24 protein-coding genes are annotated in these 25,692 nt (G+C 64.0%); 11 read left to right on the top strand and 13 right to left on the bottom strand.

Features of this window, described 5'->3' with window-relative positions; all coding sequences use genetic code 11:
* Window positions 1–63: 63 nt before the first annotated feature.
* Window positions 64–1,617, bottom strand: a complete 1,554-nt coding sequence (locus LB529_RS15535; RefSeq protein WP_224711559.1) for an alkaline phosphatase family protein — start codon at window positions 1,615–1,617, stop codon at window positions 64–66.
* Between the two features lie 214 nt (window positions 1,618–1,831).
* Between LB529_RS15535 and LB529_RS15530 the strand changes: the two genes are divergently transcribed.
* From LB529_RS15530 to LB529_RS15515, 4 genes are all read left to right on the top strand, one after another.
* Complete coding sequence (locus tag LB529_RS15530; protein WP_224711558.1) at window positions 1,832–2,764, top strand: VOC family protein; 933 nt, start codon at window positions 1,832–1,834, stop codon at window positions 2,762–2,764.
* A gap of 4 nt (window positions 2,765–2,768) precedes the next feature.
* Window positions 2,769–3,398 (top strand): alpha/beta hydrolase, encoded by a 630-nt coding sequence (locus tag LB529_RS15525; RefSeq protein ID WP_224711557.1) that lies wholly within the window; start codon window positions 2,769–2,771, stop codon window positions 3,396–3,398.
* 1 nt (window position 3,399) lies between these two features.
* Window positions 3,400–3,699, top strand: coding sequence for a GNAT family N-acetyltransferase (locus LB529_RS15520; protein ID WP_095767389.1), 300 nt, complete (start codon window positions 3,400–3,402; stop codon window positions 3,697–3,699).
* Window positions 3,700–3,992: 293 nt separating this feature from the next.
* Window positions 3,993–5,051, top strand: coding sequence for a dipeptidase (locus tag LB529_RS15515; RefSeq protein ID WP_224711556.1), 1,059 nt, complete (start codon window positions 3,993–3,995; stop codon window positions 5,049–5,051).
* A gap of 7 nt (window positions 5,052–5,058) precedes the next feature.
* Here LB529_RS15515 and LB529_RS15510 read toward each other — a convergent pair whose 3' ends face one another.
* The 4 genes from LB529_RS15510 to LB529_RS15495 all read right to left on the bottom strand — a co-directional run bounded on the left by LB529_RS15510 (window position 5,059) and on the right by LB529_RS15495 (window position 9,946).
* On the bottom strand, window positions 5,059–5,316 hold the full coding sequence (locus tag LB529_RS15510; protein WP_224629967.1) for a hypothetical protein: 258 nt from the start codon (window positions 5,314–5,316) through the stop codon (window positions 5,059–5,061).
* Between the two features lies 1 nt (window position 5,317).
* Window positions 5,318–6,556, bottom strand: a complete 1,239-nt coding sequence (locus tag LB529_RS15505) for an aminomethyltransferase family protein (protein ID WP_224711555.1) — start codon at window positions 6,554–6,556, stop codon at window positions 5,318–5,320.
* Window positions 6,557–6,765: 209 nt separating this feature from the next.
* On the bottom strand, window positions 6,766–8,340 hold the full coding sequence (locus tag LB529_RS15500; protein ID WP_224711554.1) for a phytoene desaturase family protein: 1,575 nt from the start codon (window positions 8,338–8,340) through the stop codon (window positions 6,766–6,768).
* Window positions 8,327–9,946: a phytoene desaturase family protein gene (locus tag LB529_RS15495; RefSeq protein ID WP_224711553.1), complete on the bottom strand. Its 1,620-nt coding sequence runs from the start codon at window positions 9,944–9,946 to the stop codon at window positions 8,327–8,329. The genes LB529_RS15500 and LB529_RS15495 overlap by 14 nt, the downstream gene beginning before the upstream one ends.
* 254 nt (window positions 9,947–10,200) lie before the next feature.
* On the opposite strand from LB529_RS15495, the gene LB529_RS15490 reads away from it, so the two are divergent.
* The 4 genes from LB529_RS15490 (at window position 10,201) to LB529_RS15475 (ending at window position 14,145) form a co-directional block, all read left to right on the top strand.
* The gene (locus LB529_RS15490) at window positions 10,201–10,995 is read left to right on the top strand and encodes a methyltransferase domain-containing protein (RefSeq protein ID WP_224711552.1); all 795 of its coding nucleotides are present in this window, start codon (window positions 10,201–10,203) and stop codon (window positions 10,993–10,995) included.
* Between the two features lie 6 nt (window positions 10,996–11,001).
* Window positions 11,002–11,688 (top strand): transcriptional regulator BetI, encoded by a 687-nt coding sequence (gene betI / locus LB529_RS15485; protein ID WP_224633368.1) that lies wholly within the window; start codon window positions 11,002–11,004, stop codon window positions 11,686–11,688.
* Between the two features lie 79 nt (window positions 11,689–11,767).
* Window positions 11,768–12,850, top strand: coding sequence for an ABC transporter substrate-binding protein (locus LB529_RS15480; RefSeq protein WP_224711551.1), 1,083 nt, complete (start codon window positions 11,768–11,770; stop codon window positions 12,848–12,850).
* Window positions 12,847–14,145 (top strand): flavin monoamine oxidase family protein, encoded by a 1,299-nt coding sequence (locus tag LB529_RS15475; RefSeq protein WP_224711550.1) that lies wholly within the window; start codon window positions 12,847–12,849, stop codon window positions 14,143–14,145. The genes LB529_RS15480 and LB529_RS15475 overlap by 4 nt, the downstream gene beginning before the upstream one ends.
* Here LB529_RS15475 and LB529_RS15470 read toward each other — a convergent pair.
* From LB529_RS15470 to LB529_RS15460, 3 genes are read right to left on the bottom strand one after another with little or no spacing between them, the layout of a single operon-like run.
* Window positions 14,109–15,182: an ABC transporter ATP-binding protein gene (locus LB529_RS15470; RefSeq protein ID WP_224711583.1), complete on the bottom strand. Its 1,074-nt coding sequence runs from the start codon at window positions 15,180–15,182 to the stop codon at window positions 14,109–14,111. The genes LB529_RS15475 and LB529_RS15470 overlap by 37 nt on opposite strands.
* Before the next feature lie 37 nt (window positions 15,183–15,219).
* Window positions 15,220–16,041: an ABC transporter permease gene (locus LB529_RS15465; protein ID WP_224711549.1), complete on the bottom strand. Its 822-nt coding sequence runs from the start codon at window positions 16,039–16,041 to the stop codon at window positions 15,220–15,222.
* On the bottom strand, window positions 16,038–16,955 hold the full coding sequence (locus LB529_RS15460) for an ABC transporter permease (RefSeq protein WP_224711548.1): 918 nt from the start codon (window positions 16,953–16,955) through the stop codon (window positions 16,038–16,040). The genes LB529_RS15465 and LB529_RS15460 overlap by 4 nt, the downstream gene beginning before the upstream one ends.
* A gap of 290 nt (window positions 16,956–17,245) precedes the next feature.
* On the opposite strand from LB529_RS15460, the gene LB529_RS15455 reads away from it, so the two are divergent.
* Window positions 17,246–18,664: an aminotransferase gene (locus LB529_RS15455; RefSeq protein WP_224711547.1), complete on the top strand. Its 1,419-nt coding sequence runs from the start codon at window positions 17,246–17,248 to the stop codon at window positions 18,662–18,664.
* Between the two features lie 45 nt (window positions 18,665–18,709).
* Here LB529_RS15455 and LB529_RS15450 read toward each other — a convergent pair whose 3' ends face one another.
* Entirely contained in the window at window positions 18,710–19,912 is a 1,203-nt protein-coding gene (locus LB529_RS15450) for an aromatic ring-hydroxylating oxygenase subunit alpha (protein WP_224711546.1), read from the bottom strand.
* Window positions 19,913–20,389: 477 nt separating this feature from the next.
* Here LB529_RS15450 and LB529_RS15445 point away from each other — a divergent pair, with 477 nt between their 5' ends.
* Complete coding sequence (locus tag LB529_RS15445; protein WP_224711545.1) at window positions 20,390–20,800, top strand: hypothetical protein; 411 nt, start codon at window positions 20,390–20,392, stop codon at window positions 20,798–20,800.
* Between the two features lie 274 nt (window positions 20,801–21,074).
* Here the strand turns inward: LB529_RS15445 and LB529_RS15440 are convergent, their stop codons facing one another.
* Window positions 21,075–23,177 carry an ATP-binding protein gene (locus LB529_RS15440; RefSeq protein ID WP_224711582.1) on the bottom strand — a complete coding sequence of 701 codons (2,103 nt, stop codon included), beginning with the start codon at window positions 23,175–23,177 and terminating at the stop codon, window positions 21,075–21,077.
* Window positions 23,178–23,330: 153 nt separating this feature from the next.
* Window positions 23,331–24,059 (bottom strand): response regulator, encoded by a 729-nt coding sequence (locus tag LB529_RS15435; protein WP_224527238.1) that lies wholly within the window; start codon window positions 24,057–24,059, stop codon window positions 23,331–23,333.
* A gap of 93 nt (window positions 24,060–24,152) precedes the next feature.
* Here LB529_RS15435 and LB529_RS15430 point away from each other — a divergent pair, with 93 nt between their 5' ends.
* On the top strand, window positions 24,153–24,854 hold the full coding sequence (locus tag LB529_RS15430) for a response regulator transcription factor (RefSeq protein ID WP_224636977.1): 702 nt from the start codon (window positions 24,153–24,155) through the stop codon (window positions 24,852–24,854).
* 75 nt (window positions 24,855–24,929) lie between these two features.
* Here the strand turns inward: LB529_RS15430 and LB529_RS15425 are convergent, their stop codons facing one another.
* Together LB529_RS15425 and LB529_RS15420 are read right to left on the bottom strand one after the other, a co-directional pair.
* Complete coding sequence (locus LB529_RS15425) at window positions 24,930–25,094, bottom strand: hypothetical protein (protein WP_224545633.1); 165 nt, start codon at window positions 25,092–25,094, stop codon at window positions 24,930–24,932.
* A 31-nt stretch (window positions 25,095–25,125) separates the two neighbouring features.
* Entirely contained in the window at window positions 25,126–25,458 is a 333-nt protein-coding gene (locus LB529_RS15420) for a hypothetical protein (protein ID WP_140842958.1), read from the bottom strand.
* Window positions 25,459–25,692: the final 234 nt, after the last annotated feature.

Raw genomic sequence — 25,692 nt, 5'->3', positions numbered from 1 at the left:
GAATTAGGCAGTAGGCGAAAGAAGGGTTGGCATACCACCCAGTGACGATGAATGTTCTACTGCCTACTGCCTACTCACGTACCCCACCACTCCGCCTTCCGTCAGTTCCGCCAAGGCAAGGGACTGATCGAGGTGAGCGGCACGCCAGGCGAGCATCTTTTCCGCGAACTCCAGCCGTACCGGGAGATAGGCCGGGTCGTTCGCCACATTGTTCAGCTCGCCTGGGTCCTTCGACAGGTCGAACAGAAGCGCCGGCAGACCGCCGCCGAAATGGACATATTTGAAGTCCGCCGCGCGGATGACGGCGAGGTTGCAGGCGTTCGATGCGACACCGAAATGGCGTTCGGCTTCGCCTTGGGCGACCGTGCGGAAATCAAACTCCCAATGCGCGGCGTCGCGCCAGGCTTCCGGTTCCGTTCCGTCCAGCCAAGGCGCGAGCGAGCGGCCGTCGAGGTGGCGCTGCGGCGCGGCGCCGATCAGGTCGAGCATGGTCGGGAAGATATCGACGGCTTCAGTGAAGCGATCCACGGACGAACCGGCCGTGGGTTCCCGGCGCGGATCGCGGATGATCAACGGAATGTGGTAGCTGGCGTCGAAGAAGCCGCCTTTGCCGAGCATGAAATGATCGCCCATCATCTCGGCATGGTCGGAGGTGAGCACGATCACGGTGTCGTCCCAGGCGCCCGCTGATTTGATCGCTTGCCAGATGCGGCCGAGCTGCGCGTCGACCTCGGAGATCATGCCGTAATAGATCGCGCGGATGCGGCGAAAGTTCTCCTCGCTCCAGTCCGGCACGTTGCCCTCGATGCCGGGGACGAATTTTGTCCGCTTCTGCCCGGCGAGATCGTAGGCGAGATAGGCATGGCTCCCGGCTTCGGCTTGCCAACTTGCAGCGCGTTTGAACGCGGGACCTTCGGCCGGATCGTACATGCTGTTGTAGGGCTCCGGCACGATGAAGGGCGGGTGCGGGCTGATGAAGGAGATATGCGCGAACCACGGCGCGCGCTTCTCCTGCTCGCCAAGCCAGCGGATGAACTCGCCGGCCAGGAACGCGGTTGGCGTCTGGTCTTTCGAATAGACCGGCGGTGCGTTGGTCACGTCGCGTTCCGCCTGGCCGCGGGCCGGACGGTGGATGTCGGGGCTGCCTGCCCCGGTGTCGATACCCTGGGTCCGCAGCCATGACAGCCATTGCTTCTGATGCTCGGGCAGGGCCTGGCGCACGGTGAATCCCGGCAGCACGCCTTCATAGCTGCGCAGGCGCGGATCCCCGGCCGCCAGCCGGCGCGGATCGAGCGCGACATCGGTGTAGCCGAACAGGGTGGGATCATAGCCCGCCGCGCGCGCCGAAAGCGCGATGTTGCCATGGCGCGCGTCAAGCGGCGTGCCGTTGCGGCAGACGCGATTGTTCATCTGGTAGAGCCCGGTGTAGAGGCACGCGCGGGCAGGCGAGCAGGGTGCCGCCCCGCCATAATGGCGGCGGAAAAGCACGCCCTCCGCGGCGAGCGCATCCACGTTCGGCGTCATCACCACCGGATGGCCGGCCGCCGATAGGCAATCGCCACGCCACTGATCGCAGGTGATGAGCAGGACGTTGGGGCGGTGCGTGCGATTGTCCAAGATCGTCTCCTTGTGGAAGCGTTCAGATGGAACGGAAATCACCCGCGTTGCAAGCCAAGCTTGGTGACAGATTGGTGAACATATTTCGAACGTTCGTTCACTTTTATGATACAGTCCATTCTATGTTTGCCCGCTTTGCCGCCGGCCCGCTCATCCTCATATTGGCGTGGACAGCGGCAAGGGCCGCACAAGGACAAAGGGAAGGAGCAGGATCATGCTCAATCAGATACAGGGGCTGCATCACGTCACCTCGATGGCGAGCGATGCACGCCGCAACAATGCGTTCTTTACGAAAAAGCTTGGCCTGCGCCGGGTGAAGAAGACCGTCAATTTCGACGCACCGGATGTCTACCATCTCTACTATGCCGACGAGGTCGGCACGCCGGGTTCGGTGATGACCTATTTCCCGTTCCCCGATATCGCCAAGGGCCGGCACGGCGTCGGCGAGGTGGGCTCGACAGTGTTCTCGGTGCCGGAAGGCACGCTGGCCTATTGGGAAAAGCGCTTTGCCGATGAAGGCGTGGGCAACGTCGCCCGCACGGAAGCTTTTGGCGAGAAGCGGCTCACCTTCACCGGTCCCGACGGCGACAGTTTCGCGCTTGTCGAGGACAAGACCGACAAGCGGGCGCCCTGGGTCAAGGGCGGTGTTCCCGGCGACGAGGCGATCCGCGGCTTTCACTCGGTCTCGCTGCGGCTGAAGGACGGCGGCGCCACCGAGGAGCTTTTGAAATTCATGGGCTATGAGGAGGTCGACAAGTCCGGCAATATCCGCCGGCTGGCGATCAAGAACGGCAACGGCGCCGATGTCGTCGACATCGAATCGCTGCCGGGCGCCGGCTTTGCCAATCTCGGCGCCGGCTCGGTGCACCATGTCGCTTTCGCGGTCGAGGATCGTGCCAAGCAGCTGGAAGTGCGCAAGGCGCTTGTCGACACGGGCTATGGCGTGACGCCGGTCATCGATCGCGACTATTTCTGGGCGATCTATTTCCGCACGCCGGGCGGCGTGCTGTTCGAGGTGTCGACCAACGAGCCGGGCTTCAACCGCGACGAGGACACCGCGCATCTCGGCGAGGCGCTGAGGCTGCCGGCGCAGCACCAGCATCTGCGGCCCTATCTGGAACAGCATCTGCAGAAGCTGGAAGACTGAAGCCATGAGCAAGGACGCTTACATCCACAAGGTGCTGCCCGGTTCGCCGGGCAGCCCGCTGCTCTTCGTCCTCCACGGCACCGGCGCGGACGAGAACCAGCTTCTCGGCTTCGGCCGCGAGCTTATGCCTTCGGCGACGATCATCTCGCCGCGCGGCGATGTGTCGGAGCACGGTGCTCCCCGTTTCTTTCGCCGCACCGGCGAGGGTGTCTACGACATGGACGACCTGGCGCGAGCGACATCGAAGATGGCGGGCTTCGTCAAGGCGCATGTCGAGACCGCAAAACCCTCGGCGGTGTTCGGCCTCGGCTACTCCAACGGCGCCAACATCCTGGCCTCGGTGGTGTTCGCCGAGCCGGGCCTGTTCGACGCCACGGCGCTGATGCATCCGCTGATCCCGTTCGAGCCCCGCGTCCAAGGCAGCCTTGCCGGCCGCCGCATCCTGATCACGGCCGGCAGGCGCGACCCGATCTGTCCGCCCAACTTGACGTCGCGGCTCGAGGCCTATTTGCGCGCCGACGGCGCCGATGTCACAGTGGAATGGCACGACGGCGGGCATGAGGTTCGGCCGAATGAAATCGAAGCGGCGCGGCGGTTTTTCGCGCCGGCGCCCGTTGCCGAAGGAGGCAAGTAACATGGCCGACCAACTGCCCGAGATCGAGCTTGAAGACCGCGGCTCCAAGGGGCGTTACGTGCTGCGCGGCCCGGGCGGCGCCGAGGCCGAGATGACGTTCACCAAGATCGGCGAGCACCAGCTCATCATTGACCACACTGAGGTGCCGGACGTCTTTCGCGGCCAGGGCGCCGGGCTTCGGCTCGTCACCCGCGCGGTCGAGGATGCGCGTGCCGCCGGCAAGAAGATCATCCCGCTCTGCCCCTTCGCCAACGCCCAGTTCCGTCGCCACCCGGAATGGGCGGATGTGCTGAAGCGGTAGCACCGTCTTTCCCTTCTCCCCCTGCGGGAGAAGGTGGCCGCGCAGCGGCCGGATGAGGGGTGTTCCAGCGGAGTGAGACGTTCGCATTCCCTGGAACACCCCTCATCCGTCTCGGCGCTGCGCGCCGATCCATCGCCCGGGGCGAGCCACGCGTCTCGCCCGTCCTTCGGACCCCACAAGGGGAGAAGGGGAAGCTCTTGGCATTTGCGCCGCCCGATCATCTTGCCTAAGTTGACGGTTCGCCCGGACGAAACCTGTCGTCCCGCCCATCTCCGATTTGAATGGCTTCCCTGATGACCGATACCGACCTGATCCCCGTTTTCGACGGACATAACGACACGCTGCTTCGGCTCTACCAGTCGAAGGAAGCCAACGTCGAAAAGCTGTTCATCGAGGGGACGCCGGGCGGGCATATCGACCTGCCGCGCGCCAGGAAGGGCGGCTTTGCCGGCGGCATGTTCGCGATATTTCCGCCGCCGGTCGAAAAGTCGAAACGCAGCGCCGTGCCGCCGGCACCGAGCGACAATGAACCGCTGCCGCCGGAACTGCCGCAGGCCGAGGCGATCACCTCGACCATCGGCATGGCTTCGATCCTGTTCAGGCTGGAGCGCGCCGGCGCATTGACCGTCTGCCGCAGCGCCGGCGATGTGCGGGACGCGATGGCCAAGGGCTCGATCGCGGCGGTGTTCCACATCGAAGGCGTCGAGGCGATCGATCCCGGGCTTGCCATGCTCGATGTGCTTCACGCCGCAGGGCTGCGCTCGCTGGGCATCGTCTGGAGCCGCCCCAACGCCTTCGGCAACGGCGTGCCGTTCCGCTTTCCGTCCTCGCCCGACACCGGGCCAGGTCTCACCGATGCCGGCAAGGCGCTGGTCAAGGCGTGCAACCAGCTCAGGATCATGATCGACCTGTCGCATCTCAACGAGAAGGGTTTTCGCGACGTGGCCGAGCTTAGCGATGCGCCGTTGGTCGCGACCCATTCCAATGTGCATGCGATCTGCGGCCATTCGCGCAACCTGACCGACTGGCAGCTCGGCGCGATCCGCGAATCCGGCGGCATGGTGGGCCTGAACTTCGCCACCGGCTTCCTGCGCGAGGACGGCCGCATGAACGCCGACACCAGCATTGATATCATGGTGCGCCACATCGATTCGCTGTTGCAGGCGCTGGGTGAAGACGGGGTCGGGCTGGGCTCGGATTTCGACGGCGCCATGATCCCGGCCCCCATCGGCGACGTCGCCGGTCTGCCGAAGCTCATCGATGCGCTGGCGGCACGCGGTTTCGGGCGCGCGCTGATCGAGAAGATCTCTTATCGGAACTGGTTGAACGTGCTGGAGCGCACCATAGGCTAAGGCGGGTCTATCCGTCGTAGCCGATACGCCTCAGCCATTCCTTGCCGACGCCACGGTCGCGGATGATCGCCAAGGGGTTTTCCGCGTCGAGCCGGGCGCAAATGCGGTAGACCTCGAGCGTCTCGGCGTTCATTTCGCCGCGCTTGAAGAAATACATCGCCGCCGCGTAGCGAGTGCGGCCGGACCACATCTCGCCGAGTGGCGTGTTGACCAGTTGCCACTGCTCGGCGGCTTCCGCTTCCAGGTCTTCCGCTTCGCTTGCCATGTCAAAAGTCCGCTGGCGGGTTGGCGGTGCGGCGGTCGAGCTTGATGAAGGGCCTCGGCACCACCTTCGCCTTCTTCATCAGCTTTTGGTACTGCAGCTCGCGCATGGCGTAAATCTCGACCCAGAGGTCGTCGACGATCGTTTCGCCATAGGGTCGCCGCAGCGAGGCGAGCGCGATGTTGCGCTTGGCCATCGGCGACCACATCGCCGCGCTCACCAGCCCGATCTCCTGGCTTTTCTTGTAGTAGACGATCGCATGCTCGGCCGGGATGTTGCCTTCGATCTCCAGGCCGACCAGCACATGGCGCAGCTTCTTCTTCGCCCGGGCGTCGAGGATGGCGCGGCGGCCGTTGAAATGGCCTTTGTCCGGATCGATCATGAAGCCGAGGCCGATCTCGTCCGGCATGCGCAGGCGGTCGGCGCGGATCGCGTGCTCGGCAGCTGTGAAATCGGCATTGGTGACGATCAGCCCCGCCTCCAGCCGGGCTCGGTTCAGCGCGGTATAGCCGATGGCGCGGATGCCGCGCAGCTCGCCCGCCGTCATCAGCCGGTCCCACAGGCTCAGCGCCTTGTCGGCCGGCACGAACAATTCGTAGCCGAGATCGCCGGTGAAGCCGGTGCGCGAGATGGTCACCGCAGCGCCGTCATGCGCGAACTCCGCGAGGTCGAAGATTTTCAGCCGCTCGACGCCGGCAAAGCCCGCTTCGCGCAGGATGGCGAAGGAGGTCGGACCCTGCAGCGCCAGTCCGGCGACCGCTTCGGTCTCTTCCTCGACACTGATCTCATAGCCGATCGCGCTGTCGAGCAGCCAGGGCAGATGGCGCTCTTGCGAGCAGAGACGGAAGCGTGTCGGCGACAGCCGGAACAAAGTGCCATCATCAAGGACAAAGCCATCGTCGTCGCACCAGGCGGTGTAATGGACGCGGCCGGGTTTCAGCCTGGTCACGTCGCGCAGCGTGACGCGGTCGAGATAGGCTTCGGCATCCGGGCCCTCGATCCGGTATTTGGTCATCGGCGAGATGTCGAAGAGCGCCGCCTGGCTGCGGATGGCGAAATATTCGAGCTCCTCGTCCCACAACGAATGCGGCGCGCGGTAGCCGGCCCAGTTGTACCAGTCGTTCGTCAGCGCCAGCGCGTCGATGCGCGGCTGGAAGGGGGTGCCCATGCGCAAAGTGCGGAAGTGGGATTGGGCGGCTGTACGAGTGTCGGCCGAGGGCTTGATCGTGGGATGATGGTTCATGACGGCGTTCCTTCACGCCCCCCTCTGTCCTGCCGGACATCTCCCCCCTAGGGGGAGATTGGCTGTCGCTGGCGATTTCGCCAACCTTCGACGTCGCAGGAGGTGAGCCGGGCGTGGGGACAGCCGATCTCCCCCCAAGAGGGGGAGATGCCCGGCAGGGCAGAGGGGGGCGCCGTAGAGCGCTGCGTTTGTGAAGAGCGAAATCATCCTCACCCCCTCATCGCGATGATGCGGCGCGCAGCGTTGAGGCCGGGCGCGCCGGAGATGCCGCCGCCCGGATGCGAGCCGGCGCCGGCAAGGAACAGGCCTTCGAGCGGCGTGTCGTAGCCCGACCAGCCGGAGACCGGCCGTGACATCAGCATCTGGTCGGCCTGCAACTCGCCATGGTGCCAGTGGCCGCCAGGCATGCGGTAGCGCGCCTCGATGTCGGCGGGAGTCAAAAGCTCGGCGTGGCTGACCGTTGCGCCGATGCCGGGCGCATAGGTTTCGAGCTGCGCCATGATCGCCTTGAGGAAGCGCGGCTTGCCGGCGGCCCAGCCCTCTCTCAATGCATAGGGCGCATATTGCACCACGGCCGAAAGCACGCAGGCGCCGGATGGGGCGAGCGATGGGTCGGCCAGGCTGGGCAGCGTGATTTCCATCACCGGCTCAGGCGAGAACTCGCCATATTTCGACGGATTGAAGGCGCGCTCGACATGGTCGGGCGAAGGCGCGACGACGAGGCGACCTTTGTGGCCGGCGGCGTCGACGCCCGAAAATTGCGGCGGCCGGTCCAGCGCCAGATGCAGCTTGGCCGCATCGCCCTTCATGCGGATGTTCTTCACCTTGCGCACGAAGCCGGTATCGACGTCGCGCGGGCCGACAAGATCGAGGATCGTCGTCGCCGGGTTGATCGCGGAGACGACGAACTTGGCCTGCAGCGTTTCGCCGCCCTGCGTGACGACGCCGACGGCGCGGCCCTTCTCGACGATCACCTTGGCGACTGGCGAAGCCGGGCGGATCGAAACGCCCGCCTTTTCCGCCGCCGCGCGGATGGCAGCGACGACAGCGCCCATGCCGCCTTTCGGCTGGACCTGCGCGCCGGCAAGGCCGCCAATTTCGCCGGCCAACCTGTAATAGAGGCCGAGCAGCGAAGTCGGCGAGCGCGGCCCAAGATGCGAGCCGAGCGTAGCGTCGAAAGCAAGCAGGCCCTTCAACCGGTCGTCCGACAGCTGCTCGTCGAGCAGATCGTAGACATTCATCAGAAGCACGCGCAGGAAATCGCGCATGTCTTCCTTGCCGAGTCGCTTCAGCGCCAGCGCGGTCTGGCCGAGCCCGGTCACATCGGCGAGCGACATGCCGCCAAGATCAGGCGGTCGGCGCGACAGGAAAGGCTTCAGCACGCCGGCATAGCGCAGCAATTGCGCGCGCAGATCTTTCCAGGCGGACTGTTCCGAAGCGCTGGCGCCCGTCAGCACCTCGCCATAGGCGCCGTGGAGCACCAGCGGGCCGTCCTTCGACAGCGCAACCGACGGCACGAAGTCGCCGCGCTCTACCGTCAGCCCGTGGCGTTCCAGCTCCAGCGTCTTCACGACATCGGGATGCAGGCGATTGAGCAGATGCGCGACCGTGGAGACGCGGAAGCCCGGCGCAAATTCCCCAGTGCGCGCGGCGCCGCCGAGCTCGTTGCCGGCCTCGAGCAGCAGCACCTTGCGGCCGGATTTCGCCAGCGTGGCGGCGGCTACCAGGCCGTTATGGCCGCCGCCGATGACGATGGCGTCCCAGTTCAAATCAGATGACGTCATGGGCCGGGCTCATATGCAGGGTTGGCTTGGCCAGATCACGCAGGATTTCGGCGGCGGCATTGCGTCCGGGCGCACCCATGACGCCGCCGCCCGGATGGGTGGAGGAGCCGCACATATAGAGCCCACCGACCGGCGAACGGTATTGCGCGTAGCCCGGCACCGGGCGGTTGAAGAGCAGCTGATCGAAGGTGAGCTCGCCCTGGAAAATATTGCCTTCGGTGAGGCCGACCTCGGCCTCTATCTCGCGCGGCGTGCGCACCTCCATATGGACGATGCGGTCGCGGAAGCCGGGCGAATATTCAGCGATCTGCGCAATCACGCTTTCGGCGAAGCCGTCGCGGTCGGCATCGGTCCAGTCCGCCCCTCTTATCTTCGGCGGCGCGTATTGCACGAAGCAGCTCATGAAATGCTTGCCCGACGGCGCCATGGTCGGATCGAGCGTGGTCGGGATCATCATGTCGAGGAAGGGATCGGCCGACCAGCGTCCGGCCTTCCAGTCGTCATAGGCGCGCTCCATGCGCTCGATGGAATCGGTGAAATGCATGTCGGCGCGGTAGACCGGCGAATCCTTCGGCAAAGCCGGGAACTCGGGCAGGGAATCGAGCGCGATGTTGACCTTGCCGGACGAACCGCGGATCTTGAAGTTCCTGACGCGGCGCAGGAAGATGTCGGGCAGCTCCTTTTCCTCGACCAGCTTCAGGAAGGTGCGCTTGACGTCGGCATTGGAGATGACGAGCTTGCCGTCGATCTCCTCGCCGCCGGCAAGCACCACGCCCTTGGCCTTGCCGTTCCTGATCAGCACGTGATCAACTTCGGCGCCGGTGCGGATGGTGCCGCCTGAAGCCTTGAAGGAAGCGGCCAGGGCCCTGGTGACGGCACCCATGCCGCCGCGCGCGTAGCCCCAGGCGCCGACCGAGCCGTCGACTTCGCCCATATAGTGGTGGAGGAGCACATAGGCCGTGCCCGGCGACATCGGGCCGAGCGCCGTGCCGATGATGCCGGACAGCGCGAAGTTCGCCTTGATGACGTCGGTCTCGAAATACTCGTCGAGGAAGTCCGAGATCGACATCGTCCAGAAGCGCAAGGTCAGCGCCATCTCCTCGGCCGAGAGGCCGGCGAATTTCTTGCCGAGATAAAGCAGCTCGCCCAGGTCGCGCGGCTTAAAGCTGGTCGGATCGGGCGCGGTGCGCATCAACAGCGGCTGGATGAAGCGACACTGTCGCGTGACGTCGCGCGAATAGCGGTCATAGGCCTCGGCGTCGCGCTTCGAAAAGCGGGCGAACTCACGGCGATGCGCGTCATGATCGCGGTAGTTGGCGAGGTAGTCGCCGTCGCGCGTGAACACCGCGCCGCCTTCATAGGAGATCACCTGCAGGCCGAAGCGCGGCAGCTCCAGGTCGCGCATGATCTCGGGCCGAAACAGCGAGCAGACATAGGAACAGTTGGAATAGAGGAAGCCCGGCGTCAGCTCGCGGCTGGTGGCCGCGCCGCCGACCCAATCGTTCTTCTCGACCACCAGCACGTCCAGCCCGGCGCGCTGCAGATAGCAGGCGGTGACCAGCCCATTATGGCCGCCGCCGATGACGATCGCGTCCCATGCCTTCATGCGCGCCGAACCTCCCGCCGGTTGCCCTATCTACTTGTTTCTCCGCAATTCCGGTCGGAGAACCGCATCCCGCTTTCCTGGAATTGCTCCGTGCGTCTTGTTCCCGATTGCCCGAATTTGGCACGGACCACAGTTTTTTGTCCAGCCATATTGAATGAATGTTCAACAAATGGTGTTGCGTTTTCCCATTGATGCGCTAGGCTTTGCCTTGATCTCTGGATTGATACGCATCGGCATTTGAGGTTGAGGATCGGATGATCGAGACGGCCGACGCCGAGCCGGAATATGACGACACCGCAATCCGCTTCCTCGAAGCGCTGTGGGGCGAGGGTTACTTGTCGCCGGGCGGTCCGGACGAGGTCGACCGCGTCGTCGAAGGCCTCTCCCTCAAGGGCAAAACGGTCCTCGATATCGGCTGCGGCGCCAGCGGCATCACGCTGCATCTGGTCGCGACGCACGGCGCGGCTCAAGCCACCGGCTTCGATGTCGAGAAGCCGGTGATCGAGACGGCGAGGCGAGGCGCGATCAGTCAGGGCCTCGAAGACCGTGTCAGCTTCGTCCAGGCGCCGCCGGGGCCGCTGCCTTTCACGGACGCCTCCTTCGACGTCGTCTTCTCCAAGGATGCGCTTTTGCATGTGCCGGACAAGTACGCGCTGTTCGCCGAGATCTTTCGCGTGCTGAAGCCCGGCGGGGTGTTTGCGGCGTCGAACTGGATGATTTCGCATGACGGCGAGCCGTCGCCTCAGATGAAGGCCTATATCGCGGCCGAAGGACTCTCCTTCGCCATGGCCTCGCCGGCGCGCTATGCCGAGGCGATGCGGCGCGCCGGCTTTACCGACATTACGGTCCGCGACCGCAATCCATGGTACCGCGAGGTCGCGCGCGAAGAGCTTTCGCGGCTCAAGGGACCGCTCTACGCGCGGGCCGCGGCAGCGGTCGGCGCGGCCTATGTCGACAAGAACATCAAGACCTGGGAGGCGATGCAGAAGGTGCTTGACAGTGGCGAGCACCGCCCCACTCATCTGCGCGGTTGGAAGCCGGTCGGATAGCCGGCAATGCTGGAGACCGTCACACCCATGAAGACTGCAGAGGCGAGCGATGCTCTCCCCGAAACGGCGCGGAAAGGCGATGCCGAAAAGCGTGGCCGCAAGGCCTCGAAAGAGGTCCGGCGGCTGCAGCTGATCGAGGCGACGATCGATTCCCTGGCCAAGCGCGGCTATGCCGAAACGACGATGGCGGACGTGGCCGACGGCGCGGGCCTGTCGCGCGGCATCGTCAACTTCCATTTCGAGAGCAAGGAAAAGCTGCTGATCGCCACGCTGCAGCACATGTATGACGAATATTCGGCGCATTGGCGCACTTCCCTGCAGAAGGCGGGCGACGATCCGGCGAGACAGCTGCAGCATCTGGTATGGGCCGATTTCGACCGCTCGATCTGCAACAAGCGCAAGCTTGCCGCATGGCTCGCCTTCTGGGGCGAAGCCAAGTCGCGGCCGACCTACCAGGCGCTGAGCAGTTCGCGCGACGCCTATTACCAGCAGGTCTTCATCGATCTCTGCACGACGCTCAAATTGAGCGGCAACTACACCTATGACCCGCAGGTCATAGCGCTGGCGCTCAGCGCCATGCTCGAGGGCTTGTGGCTGCGGCTGATGATGGGGACTGAGGACACCACGCGAGAGACCGCATTGCAGGCGGCGAATGCGTTTTTGGCCGCCGCCTTCCCGAAACACTTTGGCTAGCAAAAGATGGGGTTAGCAAAAGCCGGGGTTAGCAACAGCCTGCCAACAAGACCGGCAAACCAAAAGAGGATGGAACAGCATGAAGAAACTCAGCCGACGCCTGACATTGACCCTGGCGCTTGGGAGCGTGCTCGCCGCTTCGTCGGCGGCGTTCGCGGTCGCCGCCGACAAGGATCTGATCGTCTTCGACTGGTCCGGCTATGAGGATCCGAGCTTCCACGGCAAGTATGTCGAGAAGAACGGCGATTCGCCGACCTTCGCCTTCTTCGGCGACGAGGACGAGGCGTTCGAAAAAATCCGCTCCGGCTTCAAATCCGATCTCGGTCACCCGTGCTCGCAGAGCGTGGTGAAGTGGCGCGAGGCGGGCCTGCTGCAGCCGCTCGACACCTCCAAGATCGCAGGCTGGAAGGATCTCAATCCCGGCATCATGGCGATGAAGGACCTTGCCACGACGTCCGACGGCAAGGCCTGGTTCATGCCTTGGGACTGGGGCGATACCCAGCTCACCTACAATTCCGACAAGATCGCCGAAAAGGACGTGCAGTCGCTGAAGGCGTTCGCCGATCCGAAATACAAGGGCAGGGTTTCGATCGGCGATAATGTCGACGACGCCTACGCGCTGGCCAGCCTCGCCATCGGGCTCAAGGACTGGACCAAGATGACGGACGACCAGTTCCGCCAAGCATCCGATTTCCTGCGCCAGGTGCACAAGAATGTGCGCTCCTACTGGACCGACACCACCGACATCGTGCAGCTGCTTTCCGGCGGCGAGGTCGACCTCGCCTGGGCCTGGAACGATGCGACCGTGCAGTCTGTCAAGGCCGGCGTGCCGATCAAATCCAAGAAGGACACCGACGAGGGCATCTCGACCTGGGTCTGCGGCTACGTGCTGTTCAAGGACGCGCCCGGCAACGTCGACAAAGCCTATGACTACCTCAACGCGGTCAACGATCCGGAAGTCGCCAAGGTGCTGGTCAAGGATTGGGGCTACGGCCAGGCCAATGCCAAGGGCATGGCCGGCGTCGATCCGGCGGTCCTGAAGGAGAAGGGCTACGACAACGTGGAAAAATGGGTCGACAAGACGCTGTTCCAGCAGCCGCTGCCCTCGGAGCTTAAGCTCAAGATGATCGCCGAGTTCGAGAAGATCAAGGCCGGCTATTGAGCAGCGTCATCGAAAGGACCGACATCGTCATCGTCGGCGCCGGCTTCACCGGTCTGTCCGCCGCACTCGAATTGAAGCGCGCCGATATCGATTTCCTTGTGCTCGAGGCGCGCGACCGCGTCGGCGGCAGGGTAGAGGCTGTGCGCAATGGGCTCGGCGAATTGGTCGACAGCGGCGGCCAGTTCTTGTGCGTGGACATGCCCGAAGTGATGGCGCTGGCGAGGGCCTACGGCAAGAGCTTCGTCGAGACCTATGTCGAGGGCGAATTCATCACCTATCCGTCGATGACGCCGGCGCGGGCGGAGCGGACCTATCATGTCGCGATGGCAATCCGCGAGCGCATGAACGGGATCGAGCCGGACGATCCGTCGATCGCCGGGTTGACCGTGGCGACATGGCTCGAGCGCCAGGCGGACGCGGTCGACGCCAAGGCAGCCTTCCGTTCGATGATCGAGGGCCTGTGGTGCCTGCCGCTGGACAAGGTGCCGTTGTGGTACCTGATCGACAATGATCGCCGCATCACCAACGAAGTGTTCGAGCTGCAGTATTTCCTACGCGAGACGATGCAGTCGCTGGCCGATGATCTGGCGGCAGATCTCGGCGACCGCCTGCGGCTGGGCGAAGCCGCGACGCGGATCGAGCGCGGACGGCAAGGCATTCGCGTCGTCTCGACCGGCGGCGTTGTCGAGGCGGGCGCGGCGCTGGTCGCCTTGCCGCCGGCGACGGCCGCGAAGCTCGATTTCACGCCGGCTTTGCCGGCGGAGCTCGCAAGCGCGCTCGGCGTCTGGGAAAGCGGCGCGGTGATCAAGATCCTGGTGCGTTACGCAAAGCCTTTTTGGCGCGAGCGCGATCTGTGCGGCATGGTCATGTGGCGCGACCAGCCGGGGCTGTTTGCCTGCGACGCCAGCACGGATGCCGACCATGCCGCGCTTGTCGTCTTCGTTGGCGGGCCGCTGGCGCTGCGCTGGCACCCGCTCGGCGAGGCGGCCTTGCGTGCGGAAATCATCGCGAGGCTTGTCCAGGCGCTCGGTCCGCGGGCCGCCGACGTCATCGATTTCAGCTCGCGCGACTGGACGCATGACCGCTGGAGCGGCGGCGCCTATAGCGACCTCATCGTCGATGTGACTGCACGCGATGCCGAGCGCGTGATCCTTGCCGGCGCGCCGCCGGTCCATTTCGCATGTTCGGAACTGTCGCCGTCATTTCCGGGCTATGTCGAGGGTGCGATCGTGGCGGGACGCATCGCTGCTGCAAAGATTCAGTCCGCCATCGCCACCAGCGCCTCGGGGTCGTAGGCGAGGCGGATCGGCGCGCCGACCGGAATGTCGTCGGCGCCGAAATCATTGGTCTCGGTCACCGAAAGCGGCTTTTCCAGTCCCGGTATCTCGACGATCAGATGCGTGATCTCACCGAAATAGTGGCGCTCGACCACCTTGCCGGCGACCTCGAATTTTGCCGACGCATTATCCCACAAAACCCGTAGCCGCTCGGGCCGGATGCCAAGCGTGGCCGCGCCGCCATTGCGCACGAAAGCCCTTGGCTTGTCGGTCCTGACGCGGCCGAAGCCCAGCGTGTCGAGCACCAGCGAAGCGCCGTTTTCCTCGACGATCTCGGCCTTGACGAAATTCATGCCGCCGAGGAAGTCGGCGACCTGGCGGTTAACCGGGCGCTGGTAGATTTCCTTCGGCGAAGCGACCTGCGCGATCTTGCCGCCGAACATCACCGCGATGCGGTCCGACATGGCCAGGGCCTCGTACTGATCGTGCGTGACCAGCACGAAAGTGATGCCGACCGCCTGCTGCAAGCGGCGCAGTTCGACCTGCATCTGCTCGCGCAGCTTCTTGTCCAACGCCGAGAGCGGCTCATCGAGCAGCAGCACCTTGGGCCGCATGACCAGCGCGCGGGCCAAAGCGACGCGCTGGCGCTGGCCGCCGGAAAGCTCGGTGGCGCGGCGCTTGCCGAGGCCGGTGAGCGAGACCTGCGCCAGCGCTTCCTCGACGCGGCGTTTCTCCTCGTCGGCGCCGAGCTTCAGCCGCTTGAGCCCATAGGCGACATTCTGCTCGACATTGAGATGCGGGAAGATTGCATAACTCTGGAAGACCATGTTGGTCGGCCGGCGGTTGGCGGGAATGCCGTCCATCGGCTGGCCGTCGACGGCGATGGAGCCGCTGGTCGGCGTGTCGAAACCGGCGATCATGCGCAAAAGCGTGGTCTTGCCGCAGCCGGAAGGCCCGAGCAGCGAGAAGAACTCGCCTTCGCGGATCGCCAGCGAGGCATTGTCCAGCGCCTTGAAGGAGCCGTAGCTGCGGGTAACGTCGCGGATCTCGATCATGGTGCGATCCGATTGCGTGCGATCGGACTGGACCCGCTCAAGCATAGAGGCCTCCCTCGTTCTGGGTGCGTCTCGCCGCACGGCGGCGCAGGATTTCGGCAATCGTCATCAGCAGGAAGGACGCAAAGAGCAGCAAGGTGCCGAGCGCCAGAACGCCGGGAAGTTTGGCCGCAAACCGCAACTGGCCCCAAATGTAGATCGGCAGCGTCGCCTCGGTGCCGGTGAGGAAGAAGGCGATGATGAATTCGTCGAGCGAGATGGTGAAGCAGACGAGCAGGCTGGAGATGATCGCCGGCGCGACCATCGGCAACGTCACGCGCCGGAAGGTGCCGAACGCGCTCTCGCCGAGATCGGCCGAGGCCTCCTCGAGGCTGCGATCGAAACCCTCGAAACCGGAGGTCAGCACGGTCATCGAATAGGGAATGCAGACCAGCACATGGCCAAGCACCACGGTGAACAGCGACAGGCTCAAGCCCAGCTGCAGCATGACCAGCAGCATCGAGATGGCGACGATCACCTCCGGCAGCACCAGCGGCGCCATGATCAGCCCGTTGATGACGCGGCGGCCCGGGTAACGGTAGCGGGTGATCGAGCGGGCGGCGAGGATGCCCAGCACCGTCGACAGGATCGAGGCGGAGATGCCGACGATGAGGCTGTTCCAGGTGGCGTCGATCAGCGCCGGCGTACGCGGCAGGTCTTCGTACCAGTGCAGCGTGACGCCCGAGAGCGGGAATTTGGGCGTCGCCGCCGCGTTGACCGAGAAGATCGGCAGGAACACCACCGGCAGGTAAAGGAACAGCAGATAGAGGACGGCATAGCTCGACAGCCAGCCGGGCAGGTAACGTCTGATCGCCGTCATCGTGCCAGCCTCTGCAGGGCGCGGAAGACCAGCACAGTGGCGCCGGCCATCAGCGAGACGATAATCATCGTGGTGACGGAAAGTGCTGCACCCAGCGGCCAGTTCGACGCCTTGCCGAATTGCGCCTGGATGGCGTTGGCGATCATGACGCCGTCCTTGCCGCCGACGAGCTTCGGCGTGACGTAGTCGCCGACTGTCGGGATCATGACGATCAGCGCCGCCGAGATGACGCCGGGCGCCGACAGCGGCAGGGTGACGCGCAGGAAGGAGCGCAGCGGCCCGTCGCCGAGGTCGGTCGCCGCTTCGACCAGGGTCCGGTCGACCTTCTCCAGCGAAACGAAGATCGGCAGGATCGCGAAGGTCGCCCAGGCATGGGTCAGCGTGATGATGACGGCGGTGGAATTATAGAGCAGCGCCGTCGACGGCTCGTCGATGATGCCGAGGCCCATCAGACCGGAGTTGAGCACGCCATTATAGCCGAGGATCACCTTCCACGACATCACGCGCAGCAGGTAGCTGGTCCAGAACGGGATGGTGATGAGGAACAGCCACAGGCTCTTGTGGCGGCCGCCATGGAAGGAAATGAAATAGGCGATCGGATAGGCCAGAGCCACGGTCAACAGGCTGACGGTCAGCGAGATGTAGAGCGAGCGCCAGAGCAGGTCGCGGTAGATCGGCTCGGTCAGCGCTATCCGGTAGTTCTCCAGCGTGAATGTGTGATCGATGGTGAGATAGTTCTGCGTCCAGAAAGAATGGGCGATGACCACCAGGATCGGCAGGACGAGGAGAATGAGAGCGTAGACGAAGGTGGGACTGATCAGGCCAAAGCCCTGGACGGCTTCCGATTGCAGAAAGGGACTTCGTCTCGATCCCGCCATGCGCAACGGGGACGACCCTTCCGCGGCAACCGTCATTGCAACGCTCCGGGCGTGATTTCGGTAGCTGGCTCGGACTGTCCCGCCATGCGCCTTCCCATTCGTGGCGCCGGCTGCCTGTTCCCGAATTATGATTGGAGCGCGATCGCTCCCTGGCTTGCCGGCTTTCTTTCATCATGAGCGCATCCGCCGATTGAAATCAAGCGCTATTTCTGAGATATTGATTGAACGGATATTCAAAATGAAGTGATGAAAAGCTGAATTTCCATGGTTTTCCGCGCAATTTGATATCCGGTGGAAATTCAAATACCTGACAATGCGAGGCGAAAATGGCGGCTCAAAGCAAGATCAAGGCAAGCGAACTCATCGATGCCGGCGATGACGACGCGGTCGAGCTCGCCAAGCGCCATCTCTTGCAGCCCTGGCCCTACGCCGGCTCGGTCGGCAACGAGGCGCGCGCGCTGATCGGCGAGGGCGACGGCATCTATATCACCGACGCTTCCGGTAAGCGCCTCATCGACGGCCCGGCCGGCATGTGGTGCATCAATGTCGGCCATCGCCGCGAGGAGCTGGCCAAGATCATGTACGACCAGGCGATGGCGCTCTCCTACAACACGCCTTGGTATACGATGAACGCGCCCTCGGCCGAGCTTGCCCGCCGCATCGCCGATGCGGCACCTGGCGATCTCAGCCACACCTTCTTCACCACCGGCGGCTCTTCGGCGGTGGAGACGGCGCTGCGCTTCATGCAGTTCTACAACAATGTGCGCGGACGGCCGGAGAAGAAGCTGATCCTCAGCCGTGGCGGCGCCTATCACGGCTCGACCTATCTGTCGGCCTCGCTCAACGGCCGGCCGCGTGACCGCGACTGGATGGACGGCGCCGACGATCTGGTGGTCAAATTGTCCTCGCCCGACCCGTTCCGGCGGCCGAAGGAGACGAGCATCGCCGCCTTCACCGATTTCCTGGTCGACCAGTTCCGCGACACCGTCGCGCGCGTCGGCGCGGAGCGCATCGGCGCCTTTGTCGGCGAACCGGTGCAGGCTTCCGGAGGCGTCATCGTGCCGCCGGACGGGTACCTGAAGCGTATCCGCGAGATCTGCCGCGAGAATGACATCCTCTATGTCTCGGACGAGGTGGTGACCGGCTTCGGACGGCTCGGCCATGTCTTTGCCTCAGGCGACGTGTTCGGCATCGATCCGGACATGATCACGTTCGCCAAGGGCGTCACATCGGGCTATTTCCCGCTCGGCGGCGTCATCATCTCCGAGCGCCTGCTCGAAGAGCTGCGCCGCTCCAACCATCCCGATGCGCTGTTCTGCCATGGGCTCACCTACACCAGCCATCCGATCGGCTGCGCCGTCGCGCTGAAGAATCTCGATCTTCTGGAAGAGGGCGTGCTCGCCCACACGCGCGAGATCGCGGCCTATTTCCAGGCGCGACTGAAGACGCTGGAAGAGTTGCCGCTGGTCGGCGAGGTGCGTGGCATCGGGCTGATGGCTTGCGTCGAATGCGTCGCCGACCGCGACAGCAAGGATCCGCTGCAGCTCGACAAGAATGTGGGCAAACGCATCGATGTGCATTGCCACGAGCTAGGGCTTCTGGTGCGGCCGCTGATCAACATGTGCGTGATGTCGCCGCCGCTGATCATCAGCCGCGAGCAGGTCGACGACATGGTGGCGATCCTGCGCGAAGGCATTTCACGCACCATGGATGATTTAAGGAAGGAAGGGGTCTGGCGGGGGTGACGGCCCTTCTCCTTCTCCCCGTGGAACGGGGAGAAGGAAAAGGCTCTACCCCCTCGACCGCAGCGCGTCGTTCAATCCCCACATGTCCTTTTCCTCGGGTGCCGTCTCCAGGTTCAGAACCGGGATCTGCCTGCGCAGATGGTCGTGGTGGGTGCGCACGCCGTATTCGAGGTCGGAGAGGTAAAAGCCCTCGAAGGCTTCCGACAGCATGGATTCGTTCGACCACACCGAGAGCTGGACGTCTTCGTTCATGGTGTCGCGGTCGATGCGATAGGCGAGATAGCGGGCCGCCGCCTGTTCGCGCGTCTCGTCCTTGTAGCGGTAGATGGCGCCGCGCAGCAGCGTCTCGCCGGTCCATAGCGGGAACTCCTGATAGAACTGGACGGATTCCGGCATGATCGACAGCGCGTTGTTGGGAAAGATGCCGTAATAGATCCAGGCCTTGCGCAGATGTTCCGGCAGATGCGTGGCCTCGGGCGCGAGCTTGATGTACTCGCGAACGCTCCAGCGCCGCCCGGCATGCGGATTGTAGGTGGCGAAGGACCGCGACACGCCGTTGATGAAGGGCTCGTCAAAATAGGTCGCGCCATAGAGGTCCTGCAACGCGGGATGCGCCATGGCGACGTGGTAGCCTTCATTGTCGACGTCGCGCACCGACTTCCAGTTGACCGGCGATTTCTGGGTCCAGATGCCCCAGGACGGAACCATGTCGGCGACATTGTAATTCGCCATCTCGGCCTCGATCGGCTTCAGCAGCTCGGCCACCGAAGGCTGCGGGCCGCCCTTGCGGAAGCGGATGAAAATGAAGCCCATCCAGATTTCGAGGTCGAGCGGCATCAGGCCGAACTCGGCCTTGTCGAGCTCGGGGAACGAGCCCGGACGGGCAGCACCGCGCAGCGTGCCGTCGAGATTGTAGACCCAGCCATGGAACGGGCACACCAGCGCGTTCTTGCAGGTGCCCTGGCTGTCGGCGACGACGCGGCTGCCGCGGTGGCGGCACATGTTGTTGAAGGCGCGCACGATGCCGTCCTTGCCGCGCACGATCAGGGCGCGCTCGCCGATGACATCCATGGTCAGATAGTCGCCGGAATTGGGCACGTCGGAAACGTGGCCGGCGATCTGCCAGTGGTTGCGGAAGACGTACTCCTTCTCGAGCTCGAGAAGGGCGTTGGAATGGTAGCTCCACCCCGGCAAACCCCGCCGGTCCCAATCGTTGGGGATCGCCACGTCACGAAGGTGCGGGTTCATGGATATACTCTGTTTCTTGTTGAATGATCATTCAATATAAGCATATTTTGCGTTGGAATGCAATGGCTTGCGGAAATGTGAAAATTCCATGGCGGCAAATCCGGCCCTGCCCGGGCTGGAAAAATCCCGGAAAATCCGGGTCTTAATTGAGGAAGCGGAACGGCAATTCAGAAGGCGGATACCCGTCTCGGAGAAGGCCTGTTTCGACGGTCAGGGGGGTGCGTAGACAGCGGCGGAGCGCTCGATTCAGGCGTTGCTGTGTGAGGCTGTTTACAGTCGGGCCGGCACGGCAGGCGCATATCTGAGCTGACCATTTCGATGGCCGCTCGAATGGTTGCCTCGGATTGGGAAGGCTGGCGCGTCCGGCATCTGTTTCAATCCTGTTACACAGGCAATCATCGCCGACCATCCCGCAGTTACCTGGTGCGGTTATGTTCGTTTCATAACCAAAAAGAAAGAGAACGAAGGGAACAACCGATGTTTGCGAAAGTTCGCACCACCGATGCCAATCGCCGTGTGCATGGACCGCAACGCAATGACCGCCGGCCGAAGCTTGCGCTGCGGCAGCGCGCCAGCGACCATCCGATGGCGATGTTCATGCTGATCGGCGCCTGCGCCTTTGTCGCCATGTTGGCCGCGCCTGCCTCAGGGCCGGCTTTCGCCTCGATCAATCCGCCGGCCAATGTCGTCGAGGGCGCGCAGACCACGCTTAAGACCGCTCGCCTGCCGGAATCCACGATCGACTTTGCCTGCAAGGGTCAGAACTGGGGCGCCGAGAGCCTCGAGTGCCTGCGCGCCATCGCCGAGCAGTCCGGCCAGCACAGGGAGCGCGCGGTGCGCATGATCGCCAACGCCGCGCCGCTCACCAACACGCCGAACGTTTTTTAAGACCTCCCCTGAGCGCGCCCTCCTGCGCTCCAGTCAGGCTCCCGCCGTGGAAATCGGTCGGGAGCCTCTTTTTTCGGCTCCGTCGATATTCAGGTGAGGCTGGTCTGCAAATGGCGACTTCCTGTGCTTCCGGTACTCACGTACTTAAAGTACGTTCCGTTCCGGTTCTCGGAAGTCACCATTTTCGACTCAGCCTGACCTGAATCTCGACGAAGCCGGCGACGGCGAGTTTAGGTTTAGATTCCGCCTACCTGGTGGTCCCAGGCTAACCCGCTCAGATGTGGGCGCCGTTGTCGGCGGCGGCTTCGTCGGCAATGGTCGAGAGGATGCCGCGGACGTCGAGCGTCGAGAATGGCTTTTCCAGGATGTGCGGGCGCTGCTGCGGCGGCAGCGCTTCGATTTCCGCCTTGGCGCCGATCAGATCGCCGGTGACCAGCACGAAGCGCTGCGCCAGCGCGGGCCGCTGAGCAAGCAGTTCGCGGTAGATCGCAATACCGCTGATGCCCGGCATGCGCAGATCGGAAAAAACGATGTCCGGCGGCATGTAGCCGTTCAACACGTCCGCCGCCGATGTCCAGCTTGCCACGGCGCGCGACTTCACGCCCATCAGTTCGAGTATGTCGGACAACGAGCCGGCGACGTCCGGCTCGTCGTCGATCACCAGTGCGTGGCGCAGCCCGCTTGAACGCGCCGGACCTTCGCCGGGCGCGGCGCTGCCGCCCGCGATCGCCGGCAACTGCACGACGAAGCGCGCACCTTGCGGCTCGACCTCCTCGAACCAGATGTTGCCTTTGTGGCGCTCGACGATCGATTTCGAGATCGACAGGCCGATGCCGGTGCCGACGCCGACCGGCTTGGTGGTGAAATAGGATTCGAAGATGCGCGAGCGGATCGCCGCCGGGATGCCCGGGCCGTTGTCCTCGACCGAGAAGCCCGGATTGCCGTGCTCGTTGCGGAACGTCCGCACCTTGATGCGCCGTTCGCCGGCGATGCCGGCAAGCGCATGCTGGCTGTTGATGAGGAAGTTTGCCGCGACCTGCGTGATGTGGTCGGCGTCGGCCATGGCAAGCAGCGGCCCGACGGTGAAATCGGTGTCGATGATGATGCCGCTGGAGCGCGCGCCATAGGCGGTGACTTCGAGCGCCGAGCGCACCACCTGGTTGAGATCGGTCTCGGCCTGCTCGGTCGGGTGTAGGCGCACCATCGACAGGAAGCTCTTGACGATGCGGCCGCAACGCTCGGCGGCGGCGCGCACTTTCTCGGCGCGGACCTTGGTCTGCGGATCGCCGGCGAATTCGTGCAGCAGCGTCGACTGCGCCACAACCACCGCAAGCGGGTTGTTGAGCTCATGCGAGACGCCGGCAAGCAGCGAGCCCATCGCCGCCATCTTTTCGTTCTGGTGCAGCTTCTCGCGCTGACGATTGATCTCTTCCTCGGCCTGCAGCTTTTCGCGCAAGTCGCGGATCGAGCCGAAGATCAGGCGGCGGTCGGCAACCCGCATCTCGGTCGCCGTCAGCTCGATCGGGAAAATCTCGCCGGCAGCGTTCTGCGTGACGGTCTCCAGCCGCTGGCCGACCATCGGCGCACCGCGGCCAGCCATGTATTCGGCGCCAGAGGCATAGCCTTTGCGGTAGTATAACGGAACGATGGTATCGAGCAGGTCCTTGCCGAGGATTGCGCTGCGCTGGAAGCCGAACATCTTCTCGGCGGCCGGATTGAATTCGATGATCGAACCCGTCTCGTCGATGACGATGATGGCGTCCAGTGAGGCCTGCAGCATGGTGCGGCGGATCACTTCACTGGCATGCGCTTCCGATGGCGAGCGCTCGATGGCGTCGCCGATCGCCAAGGCGATGATGTGCAGCGTCGCTTCTTCCTCATCCGTCCATTCGCGCTCAGCGATGCAGTCATTGATGGCCAGCGTGCCCCAAAGGTGGCCATGCGCGAACACGGAGACGGACAGGAACGACTTGATGTTCTGCTTCTCGAAATCGGCCCGCAGGAAACCCTCGAGGTCGCGCGTGTGGCCGGAGAAAATCTTGCCTTGCCGCTCGTCCTCCTGCAACTGCTCCAGCAGCGAGTCCGAGTTGATGATCGACTGCATGATCACCGTGGGCGAGGCCAGCTCGCCGCCGAAGTCAGGGTCGATCCAATAAGCGGCGACGGACTGGGCGAAGCCTTCGCCCGGCAATTCACGCAGGCGGAAAAGGATGCCGCGCTGGCAATCCATCTTGCGGCACATCGTCGCCAATATGTCGTCCATCTCGCGCTGCCAGTCGCCTGCCTCGCGCAGGCGGCGCACGACATGGACAGCCGCCATGGCGGCGCCGCCCGGACGCGAGCCATTCGTATCGGTGCGTGCTGCATCAGCAGTCATGGTCATCCAAGGCCCGGACGTCGGTCGTTCAGAGCGTTCCCTCCGTTCCACGGAAACGGCGACCCACTCTACCGCTTTGTTTTGACGCAATTCCGGACGGAAGGCTACGGCCAAGGCGCCGAGCCTAGCCGTTTCATGCATTCCCGGAATGCTCTAGTTGGCGTCGCCGCTCGGCAGCGAGAAGATATAGCCTTCGCCGCGCACCGTGCGCAGGAATTTCGGATTGGCGGGGTCGGCCTCGATCTTCTTTCGCAACCGCATGATGCGGATGTCGACCGCGCGCGAGGATTCCGGATCCTCGACGAAGCCGATCGCTTCCGAAATCGCCGCTCGCGTCAGAAGCCGGTTGGCGCGGGTGAGAAAAACCTCGAGCACGTCGAACTCGCTTTTGGCCATCTCGATCACCGCGCCATTGGCGCCGATGACCAGACGGCCGTCGAAATCGGCCTGGAAGCCGCCGAAATTCACGAAACGGCGATTTGCGGTTTCGGCCTTCGCCGCCTGCGGCTCGGCTGGCTGCGGCACGCGGCGCAGCACGCTGCGCACCCGCGCCAGCACCTCGCGCAATTCGTACGGCTTGACGATATAATCGTCGGCGCCGAGCTCCAGTCCGACGATGCGGTCGAGCGCGGTGCCGGCGGCCGTGGCGTAGATGACGCCGATCTGCGTTTTCGAGCGCAGCCAGCGGCCGAGCGACAGCCCGTCCTCGCCGGGCATGGCGATGTCGAGGATGGCGAGGTGGAAGGACTGCGCCTCAAACAGCGCGCGCGCGGCGGCCGCATTCTCGGCCGTGACGACGTCATAGCCGCTGGCGCCGAGATATTCGGCCACAGCCTCCCTCAGATCCGGTTCGTCCTCGACGACGATGATACGTGCCTTCACGACGCGCTCGCTCCCGCTTTCAGCGGAAAGTAGATTGGGTATAAACATGATGTCCAGCACTCATCTCGAGTTGTCTGTGGCGGGGTGAAGAAAATGGCCGCACGATCCGTCATTGCGCTTGTGTCCGTCGCCGAGGTGGTGGCCAAAAATCTCGCCGACCATCTCGAACGGCGCGGGCACGATGTGCGCCAGGCGCGCCAGCCCTGGGAGGCGGAGACGCTGCTTTCGGCCGGCGGCATCGATGTCGTGGTCGTCGGCGACGACGTCACCCAGGCCGAGGGCCGCGAACTGCTCAGGCGTTACAGCAGCCAGGGCGGGGGTGGCGAGGGCGGTCCCGACTTCATCCTGATCTGCCGGCCGCGCGACCTCGTCGACAAGGTGCTGGCACTCGAGCTGGGTGCCGCCGACGTCATCGAAAGCCCGCTCAACGTGCGCGAGCTTGCCGCGCGCATCGGCGGCCTGCTGATGAGACGCGGTAGGGCCGGCGGCGAGCTGATCGTGCTGGAAAACGCCACCGTCGACCTGCGGTCGGCCATGGTGATGCATCGCTCGGGCGCGGAGGAGCAGCTTTCCCCGGGCCAGGTGGCGCTGCTCAAGCTGTTCCTGGCCAGCCCGCGCAAGGTGCTGACGCGCGACGATATTATTGCCGCGGCGCCGGCCGAGAATGCCGACGCATTCGACCGTTCGATCGATTCGCGCATCGTGCGGCTGCGCCGCAAGCTCGACACCGAGACCATCACCACCATCAGGGGCGCCGGCTATCGTTTCGATCCGCCGGTTCCACGCAAAGAGTAAGCTTTGATCAGCGAGGCTTTTGAGCATCGGCTTCCCCAAAGCGGTGGTCATTTTGGGTCCGACAACGCCTGGCGTTCAGCGCACGACGATGACCGAGGGTCCAGTTGGAACGTTTGCGCTGACGGTTATCCCGGCCTGGGCGCGCTCCTTGAGCAATACCGTCGCAAGAGCGGCAAAGCCCAGCAAACCCTGCGCGTAAAGCAGCGCGGAAAGCACCGAGGCGGCAAGTTTCGTCTTCATCTCTTCAAATCCTCGATCTCGAAATCGGGCTTCAGGAAACTCCCGAAGCGCCCGCGCCGCTGACGGAGCCCCCCGCTGCGGCGCGGGCCTTCGGTCCTCTCGGCAGCAAGTAGCCGGAGGGGCCGCGCGTCCTCATCAACCGGAGGCCGACCCGCCAGAAGGCCTTCAGCCGGTGGACGCGCAGGCTGGACAAAATCCAGACCGTGGCGATGAACAGAGCCATGTGCAGCGTCGAAACCTCGCCGGAAGTCATCGCCGCCAGCGTCGTCGCCGGCTTGCCGGCTACCGAGCCGGCGCCGCCGAGCACGATCGCCGCGACGCTGATCCTGAGAAACCAGGAGCGGAGTTTCGATTTCCTGCCCATTTTCGTTTGTGGATGTCTGTTCCCGTTGCGTCAAATTTGATGCCGGCCTGTATCCAAATCATGCCGCCGCAGATGCATTTTGTTGCAGATCGGTTTCGAAAGTGGGTCCTAGTCTTTCATATACATATGAAATGAACTTTCGTTTCTGGCCGAAGCCGATTGTGCGACGCCTGACCGCCACCTCTCGCAAAGGTCCGCGGTACTGCTCAACCGGCCTCGCTGTTAATTTGCAGA

Origin of the sequence: Mesorhizobium sp. CA5 (assembly GCF_020165105.1) — a bacterium.
Taxonomy (GTDB): Bacteria; Pseudomonadota; Alphaproteobacteria; order Rhizobiales; family Rhizobiaceae; genus Mesorhizobium.
The sequence above is the reverse complement of the archived record's forward strand: the minus strand, read 5'-3'. Positions and strand labels throughout refer to the sequence as shown.